Origin of the sequence: Algoriphagus yeomjeoni (assembly GCF_049821175.1) — a bacterium.
In the GTDB taxonomy this organism is placed as follows: domain Bacteria; phylum Bacteroidota; class Bacteroidia; order Cytophagales; family Cyclobacteriaceae; genus Algoriphagus; species Algoriphagus yeomjeoni_A.
Genome location: NZ_CP187512.1, coordinates 2,524,644 through 2,545,788, shown reverse-complemented (window position 1 = coordinate 2,545,788; position 21,145 = coordinate 2,524,644). Strand labels below are relative to the sequence as shown.

The following is a 21,145-nucleotide window of genomic DNA, read 5'->3' as shown; positions in this document are numbered from 1 at the left end:
AAACTCTTGAAAAGTACTTGACCCTAAGGTTTCTGGGCGCCAAATTCACCTAAAATTCTTGTCATTATATAATTAATATTGCAATTGGTATTAGCGAAGTATATATTGAAAAATTAGCTTTAAGCAAAATTAATTCATTATATAAAATGAAATTCCCAAATACCCTAAACCTATTAAAAAGTCTCATTATTGTTTCAATCCTGGGGACTATTTTCAAATGTACACCTGACCAACAAAACGATCATACTACTTGGTCGCATTACGGTGGCAGTCCAGATCAATCCAAGTATTTCAATGGTTCACAGATCACCAAGGAAAATGTGAATCAGCTAGAAGTAGCCTGGAATTATCCCATAGAGGATAATAGCTTTTACAGTTTTAGCCCGATTATCGTTGATACCATCATGTATGTGTATGGTAAAAACAACTCCTTGATTGCTCTGAATGCAGTCACTGGAAAGGAGCTCTGGATACATACTGACTTGAGAGGTTTGTCCAGAAGAGGGATAAACTACTGGGAAAGCGAGGACAAGAGTGATAAACGACTTGTCTTCACACTGAATAACTCGCTTCAGGAAATCGATGCACTTACTGGCCAAAGTATCACTGATTTTGGCACTGGCGGATATGTAGATTTACGAATTGGCTTGGATCGCGATCCGACCAGTATTCGCCGAATGCAATCAATGATGCCGGGAGTTATTTTTGGTGATTTGGTGATTTTAGGTTCCGCGCCTGGAGAGACATTTTTTTCTCCACCTGGTTTTGTGAGGGCTTATAATGTGGTCACGGGAAAGTTGGAATGGACATTCCACACGATACCCCAGCCTGGTGAATTTGGATATGACACTTGGCCAAAAGATGCATATAAGTACGTAGGAGCCGTCAATGTTTGGAGTGAAATGACAGTGGACGAAAAGCGCGGTATAGTATTTTTACCTATAGGCTCACCAACATATGATTTCTATGGCGCAGACCGTGAAGGCACAGGTCTTTTTGGGAACTCATTGGTAGCAGTAGATGCCAAAACAGGAAAGCGAATCTGGCATTATCAAACTGTTCATCATGACCTTTGGGATTATGATTTGGCTTCAGCACCACAATTATTGACAATTAATAAGGATGGAAAAGAGATTGATGTGGTCGCAGTAGCGACTAAGCATGGGTTTGTTTTTGTTTTTGATAGAGATACTGGAGAGCCGGTCTTTCCAATTGAAGAAAGACCATTTCCTGCCAGCGAAATGCCAGGTGAAAAAGCTTGGCCTACTCAACCTATACCTGCCGTAATTCCGGATTTTACAAGGCATGAAGTGACGAAGGAAACCTTAAACCCATATTTCTCCGAAGAATTGAAGCAACAGTGGTATGCTCGATTGGATACCGCAAAATCAGGATTGTATATTCCTCCGTCTGATAAATATGAAACCGTTACTATGCCAGGTGCTTTGGGAGGCGCCAGCTATGGGAATACGGGAACAAACCCTGAAAAAGGAATCATGTACATCATGGCCCAAGACTATGCATCAATCTATAAACTTTCAAAAGTAGTTCCGGTAGAGCCGGTTCTTTCGGATGATGAAAAGAATAAAATAAGCACGCTCTACGCGGGGTCTTGTCAGACTTGTCACGGTGAGGAAATGAAAGGAGGAGGAGCTGGTCCCTCGTTAATAAATGTAGGTGCACGGTATTCATATGATGAATTTAAAACCCTGCTTTCGGAAGGCAGAGGAAGAATGCCAGCATTTGTCCATATTGAGGAAGCTACTGTTTTGGCAATGCACCGCTATCTTGGCGGATCACCAAATCGGTTTAGAGGAATGATGAATGCTTCAGAAGCTCCCGAAATTACTGGGCCGATAGTGGCTTCTGGAGGTGTGAACATCCCAGAAGACACAACTCGTGCTGCCCCTTTAGAGGATTATCCAGAAGATGTAATTCACCCTGAGGATAGATACACTACTGCTTACGGTACAGAGTGGCAAGCGCTAACCGCTCCTCCTTGGGCATCTATATTTGCGTATGATCTTAACAATGGAACTATCAAATGGCGTCAACCAATTGGTTTGGATTCTGCTTTCACAAAAGGTGATAAAACCACTGGTGCTCCAAGTGGAACTATAAGAAAAGGAATGGTTATAACTTCTACTGACATCGTTTTTGCTACAGGAAAAGGAGGGATTGTCTATGCATTCGATGCTGATAACGGAAAAATCCTCTGGGAAACTACCTTGGACAACGAATCGACCGGACAGCCTGGAATGTACGTGGTAAATGGAAAGCAATATTTAGTGATCAATGCTTCCAACAGGTTTGACCCTACGAGTTACGATTTCTCCAAAAGGCCTGGGGCTTTGCCAAAAGGATACGTAGTTTATTCTCTGCCAGAATAAATTTTAATAATTCTATAAAGACGAATTCAAACTGTTTCAAACCGATTAAAACTCTTAAACCTATAATGACATGCAAAGTATTTTAACCCTAGTTTTTTCTTTGGTGACGCTCGCAACTTGGGCTCAGCAACCCGTAAAAAGCGAAAGAATAATTCATAATGACCCAGCAAAGTACCGGGAACTATCCGCTGTACATGCAGGGGCTGGTAAAATGGGCTTTACTCAATTGGTTGGGCGAAATGACCTATCTACTAATTTTCTATACCTCCATTCTGGCGAGATTCAAGCCAAATCAGGCATAGGACATCATTTTCACCACTCCATTGAGGAAATGTATATTCTACTCGATGGTGAAGCTGAGTTTACTGTCAATGGACGTACTTCTACACTCAAGGGACCTGTAGCAGTACCCTGCAAGCTGGGAGATGCTCATGCCATTTATAATTCTAGTGATAAACCTTTAAAATGGTTGAATTATGCTGTTTCAGAGAGAAAAGCTCAGGGTGATGCTTTTGATCTGGGTGATACCCGGGAAGGAGCAGACATAGATGAGGTTCCTGTTTTTGTTTCCTACCAATTTGCAAAAGATAAGCTTAAGGCTGAGAATCACGCTTACAGCGGGAATGGGGCTTTAGCCCGTAGAGCTTTTGGTCCAGAAGTGTTCAAAACCAGCTGGAATAGTGTAGATCATTTGGTGATTCCAGCGGGGAAATCTGTTGGCCCGAGGCAATTGGAAGGTATCGAGGAGGTTTATTATGTACTGAAAGGTGAGGGCAAGCTATCCATTGATGGTGTGACGAATGAGATTGCAGCTGATGATGCGTTCACAGGATTGTTGGGAGAAAGTATTTCGTTGGAAAATACGGGTCCTGATGATCTTGAATTGTTGGTCATTGGCGTGTCAGTTTCTGCAGATAAAAGTGCCAATTACTCTGGTGGATCTCTTGAGCCGATAGCTATGGCTTTGCAAATGGATTTTGTGGTTTTGCTAGAAAATGCAGCCGCTTTTGAGAAAATGTATCACTCTATATATGTCCCAGCCATGCTCGTTCAGGATGGATACCTGAGTTCCAAATTACTTCGCCTTTTTCCAGAGGAGAAAGCAAAAGGTATAGAAGCAGAACCAACCGAATTCAATTATCAAATCCAGATATCTTTTGATACCGAAGAGAATCGAAGAAAATGGGTGGCTAGTCCACAGCACCAGATTGCCTGGCCGGCTGCTTCTGAACTAGCAGAGTCATTTAAATGGCGTGGCTATGATGTGATGGGAGAGGATGATCAGCGGTAAGGTTTCAGTCGATTTGGTCTGAGCCAAATCAATATCTAAATTCCTCAATAGTATAGAAATAGAAAAACCTCCAAGAAATGGATCTCTTGGAGGTTTTTTAGGCTTACTGAGGCGGAGTTTATCTCATCTTCATTCTGAGTAAATACTGTTCGGCTGTTATATAAAGTGTTTTTCCATCCGGGGATAAAGCACAATTTGCAGCGGTAGCTCCTTCTAATTTTATCTTCCCTAATAAGTCACCTGATTGATTGAATATCCAGATTCCTCCTGGGCCGGAGGCAAATACATTCCCCTTTTTGTCAATTTTGAATCCGTCACATAAGCCCGGCTCTGAAGCATCGCTGGCATCATGAAAAACTTTTCCGCTAGTTACTGAGCCGTCTTTTGCCAAGTCATATGCATACCATTTCTTTTTGACAGGATCAGAGTTTGACACCAATAGGGTTTTTTGATTTGGGAAAATAGCTATTCCATTTGGCTGATCTATGGAGTCAAGAAGCATAGTTACTTTACCAGTTGGACTCATCATGTATACACCCTGAAAGTCAATTTCCTTTTTTGAATCACTTGCCAGACCATAAGAGGGATCAGTAAAGTATAGATTCCCAGCTTTGGATAAAATTAAATCATTTGGGCTATTTAGCTTTTTACCATCAAAAGAGTCTACTACGGTACGGTAAGTTTCATCTGGGGTTTGGAGGGTAGCGTCCATCTCTGCGATCCGCCGGTCGCCATGCTGGCAAATCCAAAGGTTTCCACCTGGTGAAAGTAGCAATCCATTTGACCCCATGAAGCCACCTCTCTCTTTGGCTTCAGTGTAACCACCTGGTTTTAAATACACTTCCTTTCCGTTTCCTTCAGTCCATTTATAGATGGTATTGGCGGGAATGTCTGAAAATAGAAGCATTTTCTCTTTATCCACCCAAAGCGGGCCTTCTGTAAATTCAAATCCTTCGGCGATCACTTCTACAGTTGCATTCTTTTGAATAATTCGGGCAAGATCCTTAGACAGGAATTCTATAGTCCCTGTAGGCTTAATATTTTGCGCATTGGCCGAATAGAGGATGGCAAAGGCGAACAAGGTTAAAATAGGTTTTTTCATGGGTATAGGTTTATTGTATTTAGGTTTTCTTTGAGAATCTTAGTCTCTTAATTTTTCATTGTCACTTGATATTTAATAAGAATAGGATCTTCGAAATCTCCAAGTTCTCCGATCGACTTTTCTAGCTGTTCAGCATATTTGCCCAGTGCCCCATTTTCCAATGCGTATATCCAATCATCGGTCCTGAGTATGTCGTAGAAATAGCCATCTTTTGCATCTCCTTTTCCATTTGACCAGCCGGCTAATGATTTGAATGCGGTGACTTGATTTGTGTTATGATTGAGGAAAACCTCATGGACAGGGAAAGTACGCATATTCGTAATATCCATTTGAGGGTTTTTTGCAAGCGCAAAGGTTTTAAGACGGAAAATATTCTCAGTATGCCAAATTTTGCCCATGTTGATTACGAAAGGCTGACTTGTAACTGTGGCCTCTAGCTGAGCGCCGTCCATTTTTAAATCATCTGTGGATGGTTTTCTCTCCACGAAATCCAAGCTGGCATAGGGTGTCAATTGGTCATTTTTATATTGGTATATGGTGTCTGAAAATGCATAGTTCAGTAAATAACCCTGTCCCAATTTTGCGAAATCCCCCTCGCTGATTTCTGCAGTCAATGGAGTTGCGCCAATTGGCAATTCGACTGTTTTACCGTCGGAGCTGTCCATTATTTTGTAAAGTTTATACTCCCCATTTTCATCCAATTCCCCAGTATGCATCGGTGCGGTTAGCCACTTGGTTTTTGAAATCTTGGTGAAATACGGAATGAACATTGCCTCTTTATCCAGATTAACTGTCCCAATAAACTCAAAATCAGGAAAGTGGTATTGTTTGATAAGGCCCGCACCAACTGTAATGCTAAGTGTGTCTTGATTTAAATCTATTCCTTGCATGATTTGATATTCCTCAGGACCATTTCCGCTTCTTTCGAAGCTTTTTATATAATTTCCGTTATGGTCAAAAAGGTGGATTTTTGATTCAGGATTGCAAAGAGTAGTATAGACCAAAAACTTTTCGGTGACTTTCAGATTCCAGACACTGCAATTCAGATTTACAGGTTCATCTGCTTTGTTTTTCAGTGGGATAAATTCAATTGAAGTGACCACCTCATCAAATGCGGAGATGTCTGACTCCGAAATTGCGAAAGTCTGAATTTCAGAACCTTCTTCAGAAGATTGGCAACTAAAAAATGAAAATATTAGAATGATGAAAAAGCTGTGGGATGGATTTTTCATGAAATTGCAAGTTTGTTTTATGAGTCGTTTAGTCTTTGAGGGCTAACACCTTCCTTGCTACATACTCGGCACATCTGGCTGCCAATCTGGAAGTTGCTTGATCATGATCAAATGCTGGATTTAACTCCGCAACATCCATTGAAATGAGTTTTTTTGATGAAGCGAGTAATTCGAAAACCTTGAAGGCAAACTCAGGCCGGAAACCCATAGGAGAAGGAGCCGATACTCCTGGGGCAAATGCTGAGGAAAAACCATCCATGTCCACACTGAGATAGATTTTGTCTACTGAGTCAAGGAACCAGAGGATTTTTTCCTGGATTACTTCCCAGTTATTCATCCTGAAATCTTCCATTACCATCCATTTTGCTCCCACACTTTCCGCGGTACTAAAGAGCGATTTTGGATTTACAGAGCGCTGTACTCCCAAACATAAATATTGGAAAGAATCAGGATTTTCTTCAGCTAATTGAAAAAATGGAGAGCCAGAATGTCCTTTGCCATCTAGGGTGGGACGAAGGTCAAAGTGAGCATCCATGTTGATTATACCCAATTTCTGAATTTTGGAAGCAAGGTGCCTGTAAATTCCTCTTCCGTGAGCTAAAGCCAGATCATGTCCACCACCCAAAAGTATAGGGAAATGCTTTGTTTCCAAGAGATTGAAAACAGTCTCTGAAATCAATTTATGGCTGGACTCCATATCATCGTCCTCTGTGTAAATATCACCATAGTCGAAAATTCTACTTTTTTCAGGTAGGTGAAAGGCCAAGGTGCCTAGATTCTTACGTATGGCATTTGGACCTTCTGCAGTTCCCAATCGGCCTTGATTTCTTTTTACACCTTCTTCCCCAGCATATCCTAATATGCCGACTTTGGGGGTGTCTTGCTTATCGTCTTGATTCAGGTCTTTGACAGAGATAGTTGCCTGATGCCAGTATTCAATTTCTTCGGATTTTCTTCCTGACCAAAGTGAAGGATTAGGGTTTTGATGCAGCATATTGATGATGGTATTATTTTATAGTAACTTAAAAAACGCGATTTGATACTTAAGATACCAGAAATTATGTATTTGGTTTTTAGGTAGTATTCAAATTTTCAGTTAGATCGTATCAGTAGGTTATGAAAGAATATAGAATTCCTCAAAAAGAGAAGATTGATTTGGACGCTTTCAATGAGCCAGAGGGTGCAGTTTATACCTATGCAGATTACCTCAAATGGGATTTTGAGGAAATCGTTGAGCTAATCAAAGGGAAAATTTTTGCAAAAGCCGCAGCTCCGAATCGTAGGCATCAAGAGGTGTCAGGGAGCATTTACTTAGAAATTGCTAATTTTCTAAAAGGCCATTCCTGCAAAGTATATTCGGCTCCATTCGATGTGCGCTTTTCCAGAAATCCTGAGTATTCGAAAACAGATTCAGTTGTCCAACCGGATATTTCTGTGATTTGTGATCTTGGCAAATTGGACGATAAAGGCTGTTGGGGAGCTCCGGATTTGGTTGTTGAGATTCTTTCTCCGGGAAATAGCCGAGTGGAAGTTCAAAATAAATATGACTTGTACGAGGAATATGGGGTGAGAGAATACTGGGTGGTTCATCCTACCGACTGTACTGTTTTGATCTATACCTTGGTCGAGGGTAAATTCCAGCCGTCTAGACTTTTTACTTCAGGAGACCAAATCAAATCGATTGTGCTTCCTGGGTTTTCGCTTGATCTGGAAGCTATTTTTGAAGGATAAGAAATTAATGAATCACGTTAAAACGTTATCCTGCTTCTCCAGAAGCAGGATTTCAAGAATCTAGATCTAAAATCTCCTCATCCACGAGATTAGGAATAGTAACTTTTAACCCTGGATTGCGTTCCATTTCTCGCTGAATTGCTTCCAAAGAACCAGAATTCCTAGCCCAGGCACGTCTGGCAATTCCGTTATTCACATCGTAAAAAAGCATGGATTTAAGCTTTCGCTCCGCATCTTCTGAGCCATCCAGCACCATTCCAAAACCTCCATTCATCACTTCACCCCAGCCAACTCCGCCTCCATTATGGATCGAAACCCAAGTGGCACCACGGAAGCTATCGCCAATTACGTTATGAATAGCCATGTCGGCTGTGAACTTGCTTCCATCGTAGATATTGCTCGTTTCGCGGTATGGAGAATCAGTTCCGCTGACGTCGTGATGATCTCGACCAAGAACGATTGGAGCTGAGATTTTGCCGGATTGTATCGCATCATTGAAAGCTTTAGCAATTTTTGCTCTTCCTTCCGCATCAGCGTAAAGAATCCTAGCCTGAGATCCCACTACCAGTTTGTTCTTTTCAGCTTCCTCAATCCAAGTGATATTATCTTGCATTTGCTGTTGGATAGAAGCAGGAGATTCTTGCATGATTTCTTTCAAAATATGAGCAGCTATCTTATCTGATTTTCTCAAATCTTCAGCTTTTCCAGAAGTACAAACCCAGCGGAAGGGACCAAATCCAAAATCAAAACACATGGGACCTAAGATGTCTTGTACATAGGAAGGATAGCGAAAATCAATTCCATTTTCTGCCATCACATCCCCTCCAGCCCGAGAAGCTTCCAGCAAGAAAGCATTTCCATAATCGAAAAAGTAGGTTCCTTTCTCCACATGCTTGTTAATTGAATCAGCATGGCGTCTTAAGGTTTCCTGAACTTTAGCCTTGAACTCTGCGGGATTTTCTGCCATCAGTTGATTGGATTCTTCGAAAGTTAGGCCAACAGGGTAATAACCCCCAGCCCAAGGATTATGAAGGGAAGTCTGATCAGATCCTAGTTCCACGAAGATATTTTCGGCATCAAATCGCTCCCATACATCAACAATATTTCCAATGTAAGCGATGGAAACCACCTCTTTATTTCGCTTGGCCAGCTGAGTTCGGAGTACCAATTCATCCAGATTCTCTAGCAATTCATCTACCCAACCCTGCTCATAACGCTTCCTGGCTGCAGATGGATTGACCTCTGCACAGATGGTAATGCAACCTGCGATATTTCCGGCTTTTGGTTGAGCGCCACTCATTCCGCCAAGACCTGCGGTCAAAAAAATCTTACCCGCTGGCTTTTCTCCAGTTTTCAGTTTTTTGCGAAAAGCATTCATCACCGTGATCGTCGTCCCGTGCACAATTCCCTGTGGACCGATATACATAAAAGAACCCGCAGTCATCTGTCCGTATTGAGTCACACCGAGCGCGTTGAATTTCTCCCAATCATCGGGTTTGGAGTAATTTGGAATCATCATTCCGTTCGTAACAACCACTCTCGGAGCTTCTTTGGAAGATGGAAAAAGCCCCATTGGATGACCTGAGTAAATATGTAAAGTTTGCTCCTCCGTCATTTCTGAGAGGTATTTCATCACCAAAAGGTATTGGGCCCAGTTCTGGAAAACTGCCCCATTTCCACCATAAGTAATCAACTCTTCGGGATGCTGAGCAACGGCCGGATCTAAGTTGTTTTGGATCATCAGCATGATAGCAGCTGCCTGCTGACAGGTTGCTGGATACTCCTCAATCGGCCTCGCATGCATCGCATATTCAGGCATGAACCTATACATGTAGATTCTCCCAAAATGCTTCAGTTCAATAGAAAATTCCTCCGCCAATTCCGCATGCCATTCCTTTGGAAAATAGCGTAGTGCATTTCTCAAAGCCAGTTTTTTCTCATCTAGGGAAAGAATATCCTTGCGTTTTGGAGCATGGCTTAGGGAGTTGTCACGTTCTTTTTTAGCAGGAAGTAAAGAGGGAATGCCTTGGGATATTTGCTCTTGGAAAACCATTATAATTACGATTTATGATTTACGAATTACGAGATCAATCGGAACTTCAGTCGTAATTCAATAATCTGAAGTCATATGTTTATAGTCTAAAATCTTGAGTCTTGGGTCTAGGGTCTTGCTTCTAATGTCTTATGTCTAAAGTCTCACGTCTTTTCTCCTCTTTTCCACACCTGCTCTGGTTTCAACTTACCTTGTTGATAAAGGATTTCTTGGAAATTATCTGTTGAGAAAAGGTTGAAATCAGCCAATAATCCTGTTTTCAAGACCCCTCGATCTTCTAATCCTAAAGCTGCGGCAGCGCGGAAAGTCAATCCTGAAAGAACTTCTGCAGTACTTAATTTTTCGAAAGTTGCCAAAATGGATGCCTGAGTTACCAAGTCGCCCATAGGAGCCGAACCTGGATTCCAATCGCTTCCGATTGCCAAAGAACCACCTTGATCTAAGATTTTACGGACGGGACTAAAAGCACAACCCAGTCCGATTGACGCGCCTGGAAGAGCAACTGCAATTGTTTCGGAATTAGCTAAAAGGCCAATTTCCCTTTCTCCAGATGCCTCTAAATGATCGGCGGACTTCGCATTGAATTTAACAGCAATTTCAGATCCGCCACTGGTAAACTGATCGGCATGTATAGTAAGATCAAAGCCTAAATCGATAGCCTTTTGGTAATAGCTTTCTATTTCTTCCAGTGAAAATGCACTTTTCTCAATAAAAGAATCAATTCTGTTTGTGAGGTTTTCTGACTTCAAAATGGGAAAAAGCTCCTGAGAAATCAATTCCAGATATTCCGCATTTGTTCCGGCAAAATCACGTGGTTTCATATGAGCGGCAAGGCAAGTTGAGATCAGATCGGCTTTTGTTTGAGCATTCGCGTCTTTGATAGCGAGAAGCATCTTGAGTTCTTCGGCTACATTGAGTCCATAGCCACTTTTCACTTCTATAGTCGTCACGCCTTCGCTGAGATGTCTATTTGCATTTTCAACGGTTTTCTCAGCAAGCTCTACTTGAGTTAGTTTCCGAGTTTGAGTTACCGTGTCCCAAATGCCACCACCAGCTTCTGCGATTTCCAGGTAGGATTTACCAGCATTTCGCATTGCAAAATCCCTAGCTCTAGTGCCTCCAAAGCAAATATGTGTATGACAATCGATCCAACCTGGAAGGACCACAAAATCACCTTCTAGTTCTATGATTTCAACATCGTGAGACTTGGCTTTTTTCAAAAGTTCAGTAAAACTTGTGACTTCCAGAATCTTTTCATCTTGTATCAAAATCCCAGCATTTTCTAAAATTTCCAGTTGCTCGTCTTTCAAAGCTCCTTTGTGTGGGAGATGATTCAGTGTTAGAAGTTGAGTTATTGGGCCGATTAACTTTTGCATGACTTGGTTTTTATAACAGTTTCCAATGATTTCCCGCAGATTAACGCTGATAAGGACGCAGATTTAATTTGCTGATTTTAATAATTGATATATGACTATCAGCGCATTTTTTCTGCATAAATCAGCGGGCTAGTTATTTAACAATTAAATATTTCACTCCACTCTGTCTCAAAAGGCAACCCTTCTTTTTTCGCAACCTTATTTGCAATTTCGATCAATTCGCCACTTTGAATCATCTCAATCGCCGCTTCCATATCCTCGGTCATCACTCGATCCTTAATTACAGGAGTTATACTTTTTCTGACATGGGCATGAATCGCAGTCATTACTTTTCCTGATTTCAAGGGAGCATGGAAATCCATAGCCTGAGCAGCATAAAACAACTCAATCCCTAATATTTTCTCCACGTTTTCAATTACCCGTAAAGCTTTTCTAGCTCCTATCGAACCCATACTCACATGGTCTTCTTGTCCAAGTGAGGTAGGGATGCTATCCGCAGAAGCAGGGAAACAAAGTCCTTTGTTTTCAGAGGCTAAAGCTGCTGTAGTGTATTGCGGAATCATCAAACCGGAGTTCAAACCAGTTTCTTTCAAAAGCAATTTTGGTACTCCAGGCGTGTCACCCTCAAGGGAAAGATAGATTCTGCGATCAGAAATATTCCCTAATTCCGAAGCTGCAAGACAGGCATAATCCAATGGCAAAGCGATAGGTTGACCATGGAAACTTCCACCCGAAATCGTGTGATCTTCGCTGAATACTACTGGGTTGTCCGTTACGGAATTGATCTCTGTTTCTATGGCATCTTTCAAATGCAACCAAGCATTTCGCGAAGCACCGTGAACCTGCGGCATACAGCGTAAAGAATATGGATCCTGAACTCGAGCGCAATCCAAATGTGAATTGACTATTTCTGATTCATCAAGCAAGTTCAGAATCGTCTGAGCTACATGCTGATTCCCTTTAAATGGCCTTATCTGATGCAATTCAGGCGAAAAAGGTTTGATTGATCCCATCAATCCTTCTATCATCATCGCACCGGTGATATCAGCATGAACCAGCAGATTATGCAGGCGATCAACGATTTTTACGCCGTAGGCCGCCATGAATTGAGTGCCATTTATTAAGGCTAAGCCTTCTTTCGGGCCCAGGGAAAGGGCTTTTACTCCAAGCTTTTCAAAGAGTTCTGAAGTTTTGACAATGCTACCTTCATAATGCACTTTTCCCAAACCTAATAACGGTAAGAACAAATGCGAAAGTGGAGCTAAATCTCCAGAAGCACCTACAGAACCTTGGATTGGGACGACAGGGATTACTTCTTTTTCCAGCATCCAAATCATTCGATCCAAAGTTTCCAATCGAATTCCAGAAAATCCCTGAGCTAAAGCCTGAAGTTTTAGCACAAGCATCAATTTAGAAATTTCAATCGGGACCGGTTCCCCCAATCCGACGGCATGACTTTTCAAAAGGTTTTCCTGAAGTGTCTGCGTGTCAGCAGCTGAGATTTTGCTGGTGCAAAGAGGTCCAAATCCTGTATTGATTCCATAGACTGCTTTTTCACCTTTGGCGATGTTTGCAACTGCCAAAGCAGAGGCTTTTATTATTTCTTGGGTTTCAGGGCTGAGAACTCCTTTTATTTCTTTCCTTGCCAGCTTTAAAGCGATTCCGACAGTCAGTTGGTCTGTTCCGTAGTTGAAGGTTTCCATTACTAGTTGGGTAAATATTCTAGGGTCTTTACAAAGATACCAAGCACGAATGATAAGTTTTGATATCAATATTGTCATGATTTGATACCTTTGAGGCATCATGGAATTAAGACATTTGAGTTATTTCAAAGCAGTTGCAGAGGAATTGAATTTTCGAAAGGCAGCCGAACGGCTATTTATTTCCCAGCCAGGATTGAGTAGACAAATCAAGCAATTGGAAGAAATGCTGGAGGTAAAACTTTTTGAGCGGGATCAAAAGCATGTGGAGCTGACCGCTGCAGGAGTATTTTTTAAGAATGAAGTTGACTTCGTCCTGAATCATCTGGATCTTACCCGAAGTCAATTGAAGTTAATAGCGGAGGGGAAAATTGGTGAACTTCGAGTTGGCTTTTTAGGGTCAGCGTCCAATCAGGTTTTGCCGGATTTGCTTTCAAAATTGAATTCTCAACAACCATTGATCAGCACGAGTTTGGAAGAGCTTAGTAACGCTGTTCAAGTGGAAATGATAGAAAAAGACAAGTTGGATCTGGGTTTTGTAAGGTTGGCGTCGGTGCCAAGTGATCTCGAAATGAAGGTGGTTTTGAGGGATAGTTTTTCATTGGTAGTGCCGAAGGATCATCCTATTAATGCAGCGGAATTTCATTCCGTAAATCAGTTTAAGGATGAGTCTTTTGTACTTTTTTCCTCAGATTATAGCAATCTATATTACGAGCAGATTATCGGCATTTGTCGTGACGCAGGTTTTTCGCCTAAGATCAGGCATAGGTCTGTGCATGCGCTGACAATTTTCAAATTGGTGGAAAATGGGATGGGAGTGGCAATTGTACCAACTTCTTTAAAGGAAGGATATGAACTTAATGTCCGATTTATGCAGATTCCGCATATTCCGCAATTCACGGAGCTTTCCGCAATTTGGAAGGCGGAAAACAGAAATCCTGCGCTTCGCCAAGTGTTGCCTTTGATTTAGGTAAATCCTTAAATTGAGCCATTAAAGCCAAATGTCGGGTGAATGTCGGGTCAAAACCGAGCCTATTACGCCTTAAGTCACAATCCAATCAGAGAAATTGCCATGGTAAATCAAAACATACATATTATGAAACAACCAGAACTTGGCAAGCGGATCTCTGAAATGAGAAAGGCAAAAGGATTGACTCAGGAAGAGTTGGTCGAACTCTGCAACCTGAATGTGCGGACCATACAGCGCATAGAATCAGGAGAAGTGACTCCGAGGAGTTACACGATCAAGGCATTATTTGAAGCGTTGGGTTTTCAAGGCATACCGGAGCAATTAGTAACTCAGCCTGCTAAAGCTCCTTGGGTTTTATACTTGGGGTTTGCTGCGGGCATCGTCTATTTCTTCGCTTCGATCTTCGAAATCAGCATGGAGGCTGAATATGTTGCTGGAGAATACTCCTTTAAAATGATTGGTTTTATTCTGGCAAAAAGTGCCAGTTTTATCGGATATTCCATATTTATTTATGGCTGGATCAGGCTAGTGGCTTTTTATAAAAATGAGCTATTGAAATATGCTTTATTGACCATGCTTTCCTTCACTGTGATTTGGTATGTGACAGATATGGTAGCCATGATATCGCTCGCTTTTGAAATTAGTGATTATTATTTTGTCAAAATCAGTTCATTCGGCTTTGCGTATGCATTTATTGGGATTGGATTTTTAGGCTACAAAAATAGATTTTCTTCCATCCCTATGGTGATTGGAGCCTTAACTTTAGTTGCAGGGGTGTTATTGTTTTCGGGAATAGGCGCACTTTTAGCCTTGATTCCTTTGACTTTGGCAGAATTGGGGCAAATTGGTTTGATGATTTATTGGATTCAAAAAATCGGGGGGACCAGTTCTCCCGATTCTACTTTTAGTTCTCAAGTGACAGCTTGATTCTTTCTTTTACCGATTTCAAAATCTCTGCGTTTTCAGGACTTGAGGTCTCGATTTCAAGAATCTTTGGGTGAAGAGAATCTTCAAAAAAGTCTTGTAGCGATGATTCCAGTTCTTCCTGATTCACCACTTTGGAATAGAAAAAGCCAAACTCAGTAGCCAGATGCTGTGCAGTAAGTTTTTGTTTTGTTTCAAAATATTCTTCCAACTCAGGTTGGTTTTTTGGTCCGTCGATCAGTCGAAAAATCCCGCCTGCGTGGTTGTTGAGCAGAATAATCCGAAGATTCGGCATCGCGTAATTATGCCAAAAGGCGTTGCGATCATAGAAGAAAGCCATGTCTCCAGTAACTAAGGTAACGATATCCTTGGTGGTAAAAGTACAACCGACGGCAGTGCTATTAGACCCATCGATGCCACTCGTTCCGCGGTTACAAACGATTTCTTGACTTCTTTTTCCCAACAAATTCAAATAACGAACGGCCATGCTATTGGCTACATGGATTTTTGAAGGGGTGGGAGTTTTACTCAAGCAGTAAGCCAAAGCTGGATATTCCCCAAAAGCTTGTTTTCCTAAGGTTTGCAGGATTTTCTGGCCAGTGGATTTTTCTAACCAATGCCAAGCCTGATAAAACTCATTATTTTGGGCTCCAAGATTCTGGCTGAGCCAGTGCAGGAAGAAAGCCGGAGAAGCGGCAATTTTCCTCGTCAGTCTCTGGAAGGTGTCTTTTGCATTTCCGTCCTCCTGAACATGCCAATGCGATGCTTGAGTTTTTCTTAAGAAAAGTTTGAGTGATTTGGAAATGATTGATTTACCAAAGCTGATAATCAAGTCCGGCTTTAAACCTTCCGAAAATGCTTCATTTCCCAGCCAATGATCGTGGAATGAAATTGTTTGATCGGACTGCAAATTGCTGATAGTGTCAGTGACGATTACTACTTTTTGCTTGATAGCAAGCTGATCAAGCAAGTTTTGTAATTGAGGTTCAGGTCGTTGTTGCCCAGGAATGATCAATACTCTTTGCACAATCTCTAGTCTGCTTTTGAGCTTAATGAGAGATTCATCGGTAGGCTGGGTTCTACTTTTCACTGAATTGAAAACATGCGGTTTCTCAGGAAAAACTATTTTTTCGTCTTTAGCAGGATAGAAAGGTTCTCTCAGTGGAATATTGATATGAACTGGCCCAGCAGGAAATTGCTTTGCAAGATTAACCGCTTCATTTACGATCCTGGATGAGTGCCAAAGTATATCTGGATTGCTGACTGTATCAGGCAACTGAAAGCTTCCTTTTACATGCTTTCCGTACACTCCAGGCTGGAAAATCGTCTGTCCATCGTATTGATCGATCCACTCTGCAGGTCGATCTGCAGTCAGAATCAACAAAGGAATCTGCTGAAAAAATGCTTCAGCTACAGCGGGGAAATAGTTAAGTGCTGCCGAGCCACTAGTACAGACCAAAGCAACAGGTTCTTCCAATTGCTGAGCCATGCCTAAGGCTATAAAAGCCGCAGAGCGCTCGTCAGAGATGGTCCTGGCATGGATATCCGGATGCCTAGCAAAGGCAATAGTCAACGGAGCACATCTCGAACCAGGCGAAAGAATTGCGTTTTCGATGCCTTTTTTGGCACAAATGGCCACTAATTCTGTAATCTGGGAAAGAATCAAGCGCTTGGATTTTGGATGAATTTACCGATGATTTGACACTTGAGTTCAGTTTCTTCCCATTCTTTTTCAGGATCAGAATCTTCGGTGACTCCCGCACCTGCATACAGCGTAGCTTCGTTGTCATGAAGACTGGCAGTTCTCAGGTTGACATAAATAGAAGTTTCTCCTTGAATATTTACAGGGCCTAAAAATCCAGCGTAAAAGGAGCGGTCAAATCCTTCAAACTCTTGGAGGAAATTGTGAGCTTCGGATCTAGGCATACCGCAAACTGCGGAAGTAGGATGGAGCAGGCCTAGCATGATGGATCCAAGCTCAGGGAATCCAGTTTCCTGCATGTCAATTCTAAAATCTGATCGTAGATGGAGAAGATTCCCTGCCAGAACTGTCTTTGGGCCGTGCTCTTCGTACTCACGCAGTCTGATTTTTTTGAAGCAGGAGACGATGTATCGACTTACTAAAGCTTGTTCCTCAATTTCCTTTTGTGTCCAAGCAACTGATTTTAGAGGGTTGTCTCCAGTAGCTTTTTGTGTGCCTGCAAGGGACATGGTACAGAAAATATTTCCTTTTGTCTCGATCAATGTTTCAGGCGAAGCGCCTATCCAAGTGCCTACATGAGGTAGGTGAAAGAAGTTTATGAAGGCATTTGGATAGGCTTCCATCAAGCTAAGCAAGGTGCAACCCAGGTTGAAATTTGGTGGAATAGTTATAGTTTTGGTTCGCGCAGGAACTACTTTTTCAAGTTTATTTTCCTGAATTGCCTTAATTCCTTCTTTTACCAGTTGGGTGAAGTGTTCTTTATTTTCGCTCAGTTTTGAAGTCTTTACTTTACTAACCAAGGTTTGATTGATCAGCAATTCTCTGATTTCATTAGGGGAAAGCCTTTCTTGATTTTTCAGTTGGATTTTAGCCCATTCAGGAAGATCCTCTGTAGAAAGTGGTTTTTCAAGGTCAAAGGAAAAATATTTGTTGGCCTTTATGAAGTAGGCTTTTTGGTCCGCTTGGTCGGCAAATGGATGTACAATAAACCCTGGCTCCAGATTTTCTAACGCTAAACCCACCTTAACAGGCGCAGATGTGTCATTTAAGACGATTTCAACCGTATTTGATTTTGGTTTTCGCCAAATGGCAAAAGAACCGCTAGAAGTCAACCCCAACTGAAGTAAAAGTTGAAGTATTTCTGATTTTGTATGATTTGTAGCTACGTTAGTATGCATTACTTTTTGTCTAAAATCGCCATTGTGATCCTGCTGATGCAACAAAGCTGACCTTGCTCATTTGTAATTTTAATCTCCCAGATTTGTGTGCTTTTTCCAATGTGAATAGGTTTGGTTATTCCGGTGACTAATCCAGACCTAACGCCTTTTAGGTGATTTGCGTTTATTTCCAGCCCTACACAAATTTGTTTTTGTAAATCAATGGTAAGTGAAGCTGCCACACTTCCAAGAGTTTCGGCGAGCACTACGTTGGCGCCTCCATGTAACAAGCCTATGGGTTGTTTTGTTCTTTCATCCACAGGCATTGTAGCGCTCAAGTAATCATCACCAACTTCAGTAAATACTATACCCAAATGATCCGTCATCGTGTTTTTTCCATTCTGGTTGATTTGATTCAATGAAGGCTTTTGGGAGAATACCATGAATTTTAATGTAAATGAGTTTTCTTTGGGGTGACGACAAAAATAAAGAATCTTGAATCGAAAAAAAATTTACTTAGTTAGGCACGGTCAAACTGATTATAATCTCAAAGGTGTAGTGCAGGGAAGTGGAATTGATGCTCCCATCAATGAGAATGGCAGAAGGCAGGCAGCGGCTTTTTTTGAAGCTTACAAAGATATCCCGTTTGATCAGGCATATTATACCGGACTACAGCGAACAAAGCAGTCTATTCAATCTTTTTTAAACTTAGGTATCCCGGCTATTTCTACTACAGATTTGAATGAGATTTCTTGGGGTGATTACGAAGGACTTCCTATGTCACCTGAAGAAAGTAAGTATTATCAACACATGCTGGACCAATGGCAAAAAGGCAATCTTGATTATTGCATTGCAGGAGGGGAAAGCCCCAATATTGTAGCAAAGCGCATGCAAAGAGGAATTGATGCGATCATTGCCGGGCCGGGTGAGACAATTTTAGTCTGTATGCATGGACGTGCGATGCGGATTTTCTTAAGCTTGATAATGAAGCAGGATTTGTGTCACATGGACATGTTTGAGCACAAAAATCTGTGTCTGTATTTGATCGAACAAAAAGTAGATGGGACGTTTGAATTACTGAAAAGAAACGATACTGAGCACCTTAAGGAGCTGTAGCATTTCGTTTATCGTTTTTTTCCTTTTTCTGACTTTCTTCGAAGGCAGATAAGTAGGTGTTCAATGACTTTTTGTTAGCGGTCATATCGATCAACCTGAAGGCAATATCCTGAAGCTTTATTTCTCTGTCTTTTTGTAGCGAGACCAGAAACTGTCCGAGAAAACATACATCAAATTCACACTCTGGAATGTCAATTATTAGTGCTAGTTCCGAATTGCCCGAATAGGTTTTCGTTTTGAAATCGGAAGAAAATTGAGACTGAATATCCTTTAGAGAGGTGTTCAGAGATTTTAATTCTTTTGATTTGAATAGGACCAAAAAAGTTTTGGGTTCGGTCTCTTTCGCAAATACTGAAAGGGAGAGAAATAAGGTGATTGTTAGAATTCCAAGACTTTTCATAGTTGACAATATAGAAAATTATCTACGAGGAAAACAAAAAAGTAGATCAAAAAGAAACCCCAAGTTATTAGCTAGGGGTTTCTTTGAACTTATATTTTTTAAGGTCTGGACTTAAGCTTTTGCTTTAGTTGACTTAGTTGCTCTTTTTTTCTTTGGTGCTACTTCCTCTACGATCTCATCTTCCACACCTGCAAGGATTCTACCGCAATGCTCACAAACGATCAGTTTTTTCTTCTCGCGGATATCAGCCTGTCTTTGTGGAGGAACTGTATTGAAACATCCGCCGCAAGCTCCTCTTTTTACCAATACTACTGCAAGACCATTCTTTGCGTTAGCTCTGATTTTGGTATAAGATTTTATAAGTCGCTCATCAACTTTTTTAGTTGCTTTTTCACGATCGTTTTTAAGTTTTGCTTCTTCAGATTCGCTTTCAGATACAATCGAAGTCAATTCGCTGTTTTTCTGATCCAAATCTTTCTGACGGTCCTTCTTCACTGCGCTTAATTCCTCCAAGTCAACTTTCTTGGTGTCAATTCTATAACCAGCCTCAGTGATTTTTTTCTTAGCTACCTGAATCTCTAGATCTTGAAGTTCAAGCTCTTTAGTGATTGCATCATACTCGCGGTTATTGCGAACATTCATCTGCTGCTCCTGATACTTTTTGATCAGTTTCTCAGATTCCTTGATGCTTTCTTTAAGCGCCTTTATTTCGTTTTCAAAAGAATCTATTTCACTTTGAAATTTCTCCAATCGAGTTTCATAACCAGCAATTTCATCTTCAAGATCCTGAACCTCTTCTGGAAGAGCTCCGCGGACTTTAATGATGGCATCTAGTTTTGAATCTAAAAGTTGAAGGTTGTGAATAGCTTCGAGTTTCTGTGCTACTGTACTTTCCATGTACTATCGGTAGGATGTGGGATTTGTAACTACTTTTGTCAAATAGAGTGCAATATTAGGAAAATTTTGTGACAAAAACTCCCTGAGTAATTCTTTTGTGAAAATTTCGCTCTCATAATGTCCGATGTCACAAAGAATTAACGCTCCGTCAGCATCAAAAAACTCGTGGTACTTCACGTCAGCGGTGATAAAAACATCTGCGCCAGCTCTTTTTGCATCATTCAATAGGAAAATTCCAGCGCCTCCGCAAACTGCTACTTTTTTGATTTTTCGGGGGATTAAACTTGTATGTTTTATTACTGTCAAATTCATTTTGGCTTTCAAATAATCTAAAAATTCCTCTCCATTCATCTCATTTGGAAGGATTCCAATCATTCCAGCTCCTACTTCTTGATTTTCATTTTCAAGACTTTGGACATAGTAAGCAACTTCCTCATAAGGATGAGCTTGGCGCATTTTACCTAGGACTTTTGGGAGAAGGTGATTCGAAACCAGTACTTCTACCCTGATTTCAGCCTCTTCTTGGGCTTTTTCACGTTCACCTAAGGTAGGGTTCGCTTTAGCCGAAGGCGTAAAAGTCCCGGTACCTTTGACTTGAAAGGAGCAATCCGAATACTCACCTATTTTGCCCGCCCCTGCTGCATATACAGTTTGAAGTACCTTTTCTTTTCCTGGCTCTGGCACGAAAAAGACAAGTTTGCTCAGCAATTGCTTTTTTGGCTGTAAAATCTTGGTTTCGAAAAGACCTAATCGATCGGAAATCCGCTTATTTACTCCGTAAGAAACATGGTCCAAGTTGGTGTGGATAGCATAGATCGCTATGTCGTTTTTTATTGCTTTGATGATCGTACGCTCTACATAATTTTTACCGGTTAGACTTTTTAGTCCTTTGAAAACAATCGGATGATGAGCCACAATTAAATTAGCTCCCAGCTCTAGGGCTTCTTCTACTGTGGCTTCTATGCAGTCGAGGGAACAAACAATTCCAGTTACTTCTGCGCTTCTGTCACCGGTGATCAAGGTGGCATTATCGTATGACTCCTGATAGGATGGAGGGGCGATTTGCTCTAAGTAGGAAATCACATCGCTAATCTTGTATCCCAT

The 21,145-nt window shown here is 41.3% G+C and carries 18 protein-coding genes; 6 read left to right on the top strand and 12 right to left on the bottom strand.

The window, feature by feature from the left end:
• The first annotated feature begins 146 nt into the window (after window positions 1-146).
• Complete coding sequence (locus tag ACPUEN_RS10065; RefSeq protein ID WP_425635759.1) at window positions 147-2,390, top strand: PQQ-binding-like beta-propeller repeat protein; 2,244 nt, start codon at window positions 147-149, stop codon at window positions 2,388-2,390.
• A gap of 70 nt (window positions 2,391-2,460) precedes the next feature.
• Window positions 2,461-3,681 (top strand): cupin domain-containing protein, encoded by a 1,221-nt coding sequence (locus ACPUEN_RS10060; protein ID WP_425635758.1) that lies wholly within the window; start codon window positions 2,461-2,463, stop codon window positions 3,679-3,681.
• Between the two features lie 118 nt (window positions 3,682-3,799).
• On the opposite strand, the gene ACPUEN_RS10055 is transcribed toward ACPUEN_RS10060, so the two are convergent.
• From ACPUEN_RS10055 to hutG, 3 genes are read right to left on the bottom strand one after another with little or no spacing between them, the layout of a single operon-like run.
• Window positions 3,800-4,783: an SMP-30/gluconolactonase/LRE family protein gene (locus ACPUEN_RS10055; RefSeq protein WP_425635757.1), complete on the bottom strand. Its 984-nt coding sequence runs from the start codon at window positions 4,781-4,783 to the stop codon at window positions 3,800-3,802.
• A 47-nt stretch (window positions 4,784-4,830) separates the two neighbouring features.
• Window positions 4,831-6,015: a 6-bladed beta-propeller gene (locus ACPUEN_RS10050; RefSeq protein ID WP_425635756.1), complete on the bottom strand. Its 1,185-nt coding sequence runs from the start codon at window positions 6,013-6,015 to the stop codon at window positions 4,831-4,833.
• Between the two features lie 28 nt (window positions 6,016-6,043).
• Window positions 6,044-7,009 (bottom strand): formimidoylglutamase, encoded by a 966-nt coding sequence (gene hutG, locus ACPUEN_RS10045; protein WP_425635755.1) that lies wholly within the window; start codon window positions 7,007-7,009, stop codon window positions 6,044-6,046.
• A 122-nt stretch (window positions 7,010-7,131) separates the two neighbouring features.
• Between hutG and ACPUEN_RS10040 the strand changes: the two genes are divergently transcribed.
• Window positions 7,132-7,746, top strand: a complete 615-nt coding sequence (locus tag ACPUEN_RS10040) for a Uma2 family endonuclease (protein ID WP_425635754.1) — start codon at window positions 7,132-7,134, stop codon at window positions 7,744-7,746.
• Between the two features lie 52 nt (window positions 7,747-7,798).
• Here ACPUEN_RS10040 and ACPUEN_RS10035 read toward each other — a convergent pair whose 3' ends face one another.
• The 3 genes from ACPUEN_RS10035 to hutH form a co-directional block, all read right to left on the bottom strand.
• Window positions 7,799-9,799, bottom strand: a complete 2,001-nt coding sequence (locus ACPUEN_RS10035; RefSeq protein ID WP_425635753.1) for a urocanate hydratase — start codon at window positions 9,797-9,799, stop codon at window positions 7,799-7,801.
• A gap of 143 nt (window positions 9,800-9,942) precedes the next feature.
• Complete coding sequence (gene hutI, locus ACPUEN_RS10030) at window positions 9,943-11,175, bottom strand: imidazolonepropionase (protein ID WP_425635752.1); 1,233 nt, start codon at window positions 11,173-11,175, stop codon at window positions 9,943-9,945.
• Window positions 11,176-11,312: 137 nt separating this feature from the next.
• Window positions 11,313-12,878: a histidine ammonia-lyase gene (hutH, locus tag ACPUEN_RS10025; protein WP_425635751.1), complete on the bottom strand. Its 1,566-nt coding sequence runs from the start codon at window positions 12,876-12,878 to the stop codon at window positions 11,313-11,315.
• Between the two features lie 100 nt (window positions 12,879-12,978).
• Here hutH and ACPUEN_RS10020 point away from each other — a divergent pair, with 100 nt between their 5' ends.
• Together ACPUEN_RS10020 and ACPUEN_RS10015 are read left to right on the top strand one after the other, a co-directional pair.
• Window positions 12,979-13,845: a LysR family transcriptional regulator gene (locus ACPUEN_RS10020; RefSeq protein ID WP_425635750.1), complete on the top strand. Its 867-nt coding sequence runs from the start codon at window positions 12,979-12,981 to the stop codon at window positions 13,843-13,845.
• A gap of 126 nt (window positions 13,846-13,971) precedes the next feature.
• Window positions 13,972-14,772 carry a helix-turn-helix domain-containing protein gene (locus tag ACPUEN_RS10015; RefSeq protein WP_425635749.1) on the top strand — a complete coding sequence of 267 codons (801 nt, stop codon included), beginning with the start codon at window positions 13,972-13,974 and terminating at the stop codon, window positions 14,770-14,772.
• On the opposite strand, the gene menD is transcribed toward ACPUEN_RS10015, so the two are convergent.
• Genes menD through ACPUEN_RS10000 form a run of 3 tightly spaced genes read right to left on the bottom strand, consistent with a single transcriptional unit; the run spans window position 14,750 to window position 18,071 of the window.
• On the bottom strand, window positions 14,750-16,435 hold the full coding sequence (menD, locus tag ACPUEN_RS10010) for a 2-succinyl-5-enolpyruvyl-6-hydroxy-3-cyclohexene-1-carboxylic-acid synthase (protein ID WP_425635748.1): 1,686 nt from the start codon (window positions 16,433-16,435) through the stop codon (window positions 14,750-14,752). The genes ACPUEN_RS10015 and menD overlap by 23 nt on opposite strands.
• Window positions 16,432-17,649 (bottom strand): chorismate-binding protein, encoded by a 1,218-nt coding sequence (locus ACPUEN_RS10005; RefSeq protein ID WP_425635747.1) that lies wholly within the window; start codon window positions 17,647-17,649, stop codon window positions 16,432-16,434. Before ACPUEN_RS10005 ends, menD begins: the two co-directional genes overlap by 4 nt.
• Window positions 17,649-18,071, bottom strand: coding sequence for a hotdog fold thioesterase (locus ACPUEN_RS10000; protein ID WP_425635746.1), 423 nt, complete (start codon window positions 18,069-18,071; stop codon window positions 17,649-17,651). Before ACPUEN_RS10000 ends, ACPUEN_RS10005 begins: the two co-directional genes overlap by 1 nt.
• Window positions 18,072-18,123: 52 nt before the next feature.
• Here ACPUEN_RS10000 and ACPUEN_RS09995 point away from each other — a divergent pair, with 52 nt between their 5' ends.
• Window positions 18,124-18,744, top strand: coding sequence for a histidine phosphatase family protein (locus ACPUEN_RS09995; RefSeq protein ID WP_425635745.1), 621 nt, complete (start codon window positions 18,124-18,126; stop codon window positions 18,742-18,744).
• Here the strand turns inward: ACPUEN_RS09995 and ACPUEN_RS09990 are convergent.
• The 3 genes from ACPUEN_RS09990 to ACPUEN_RS09980 form a co-directional block, all read right to left on the bottom strand.
• A complete protein-coding gene (locus ACPUEN_RS09990) occupies window positions 18,731-19,144 on the bottom strand; it encodes a hypothetical protein (protein ID WP_111612248.1) in 414 nt (137 codons plus the stop codon). The genes ACPUEN_RS09995 and ACPUEN_RS09990 overlap by 14 nt on opposite strands.
• Window positions 19,145-19,255: 111 nt before the next feature.
• Window positions 19,256-20,041, bottom strand: coding sequence for a zinc ribbon domain-containing protein (locus ACPUEN_RS09985; RefSeq protein ID WP_425635744.1), 786 nt, complete (start codon window positions 20,039-20,041; stop codon window positions 19,256-19,258).
• 3 nt (window positions 20,042-20,044) lie between these two features.
• The gene (locus ACPUEN_RS09980; protein ID WP_425635743.1) at window positions 20,045-21,145 is read right to left on the bottom strand and encodes a Nif3-like dinuclear metal center hexameric protein; all 1,101 of its coding nucleotides are present in this window, start codon (window positions 21,143-21,145) and stop codon (window positions 20,045-20,047) included.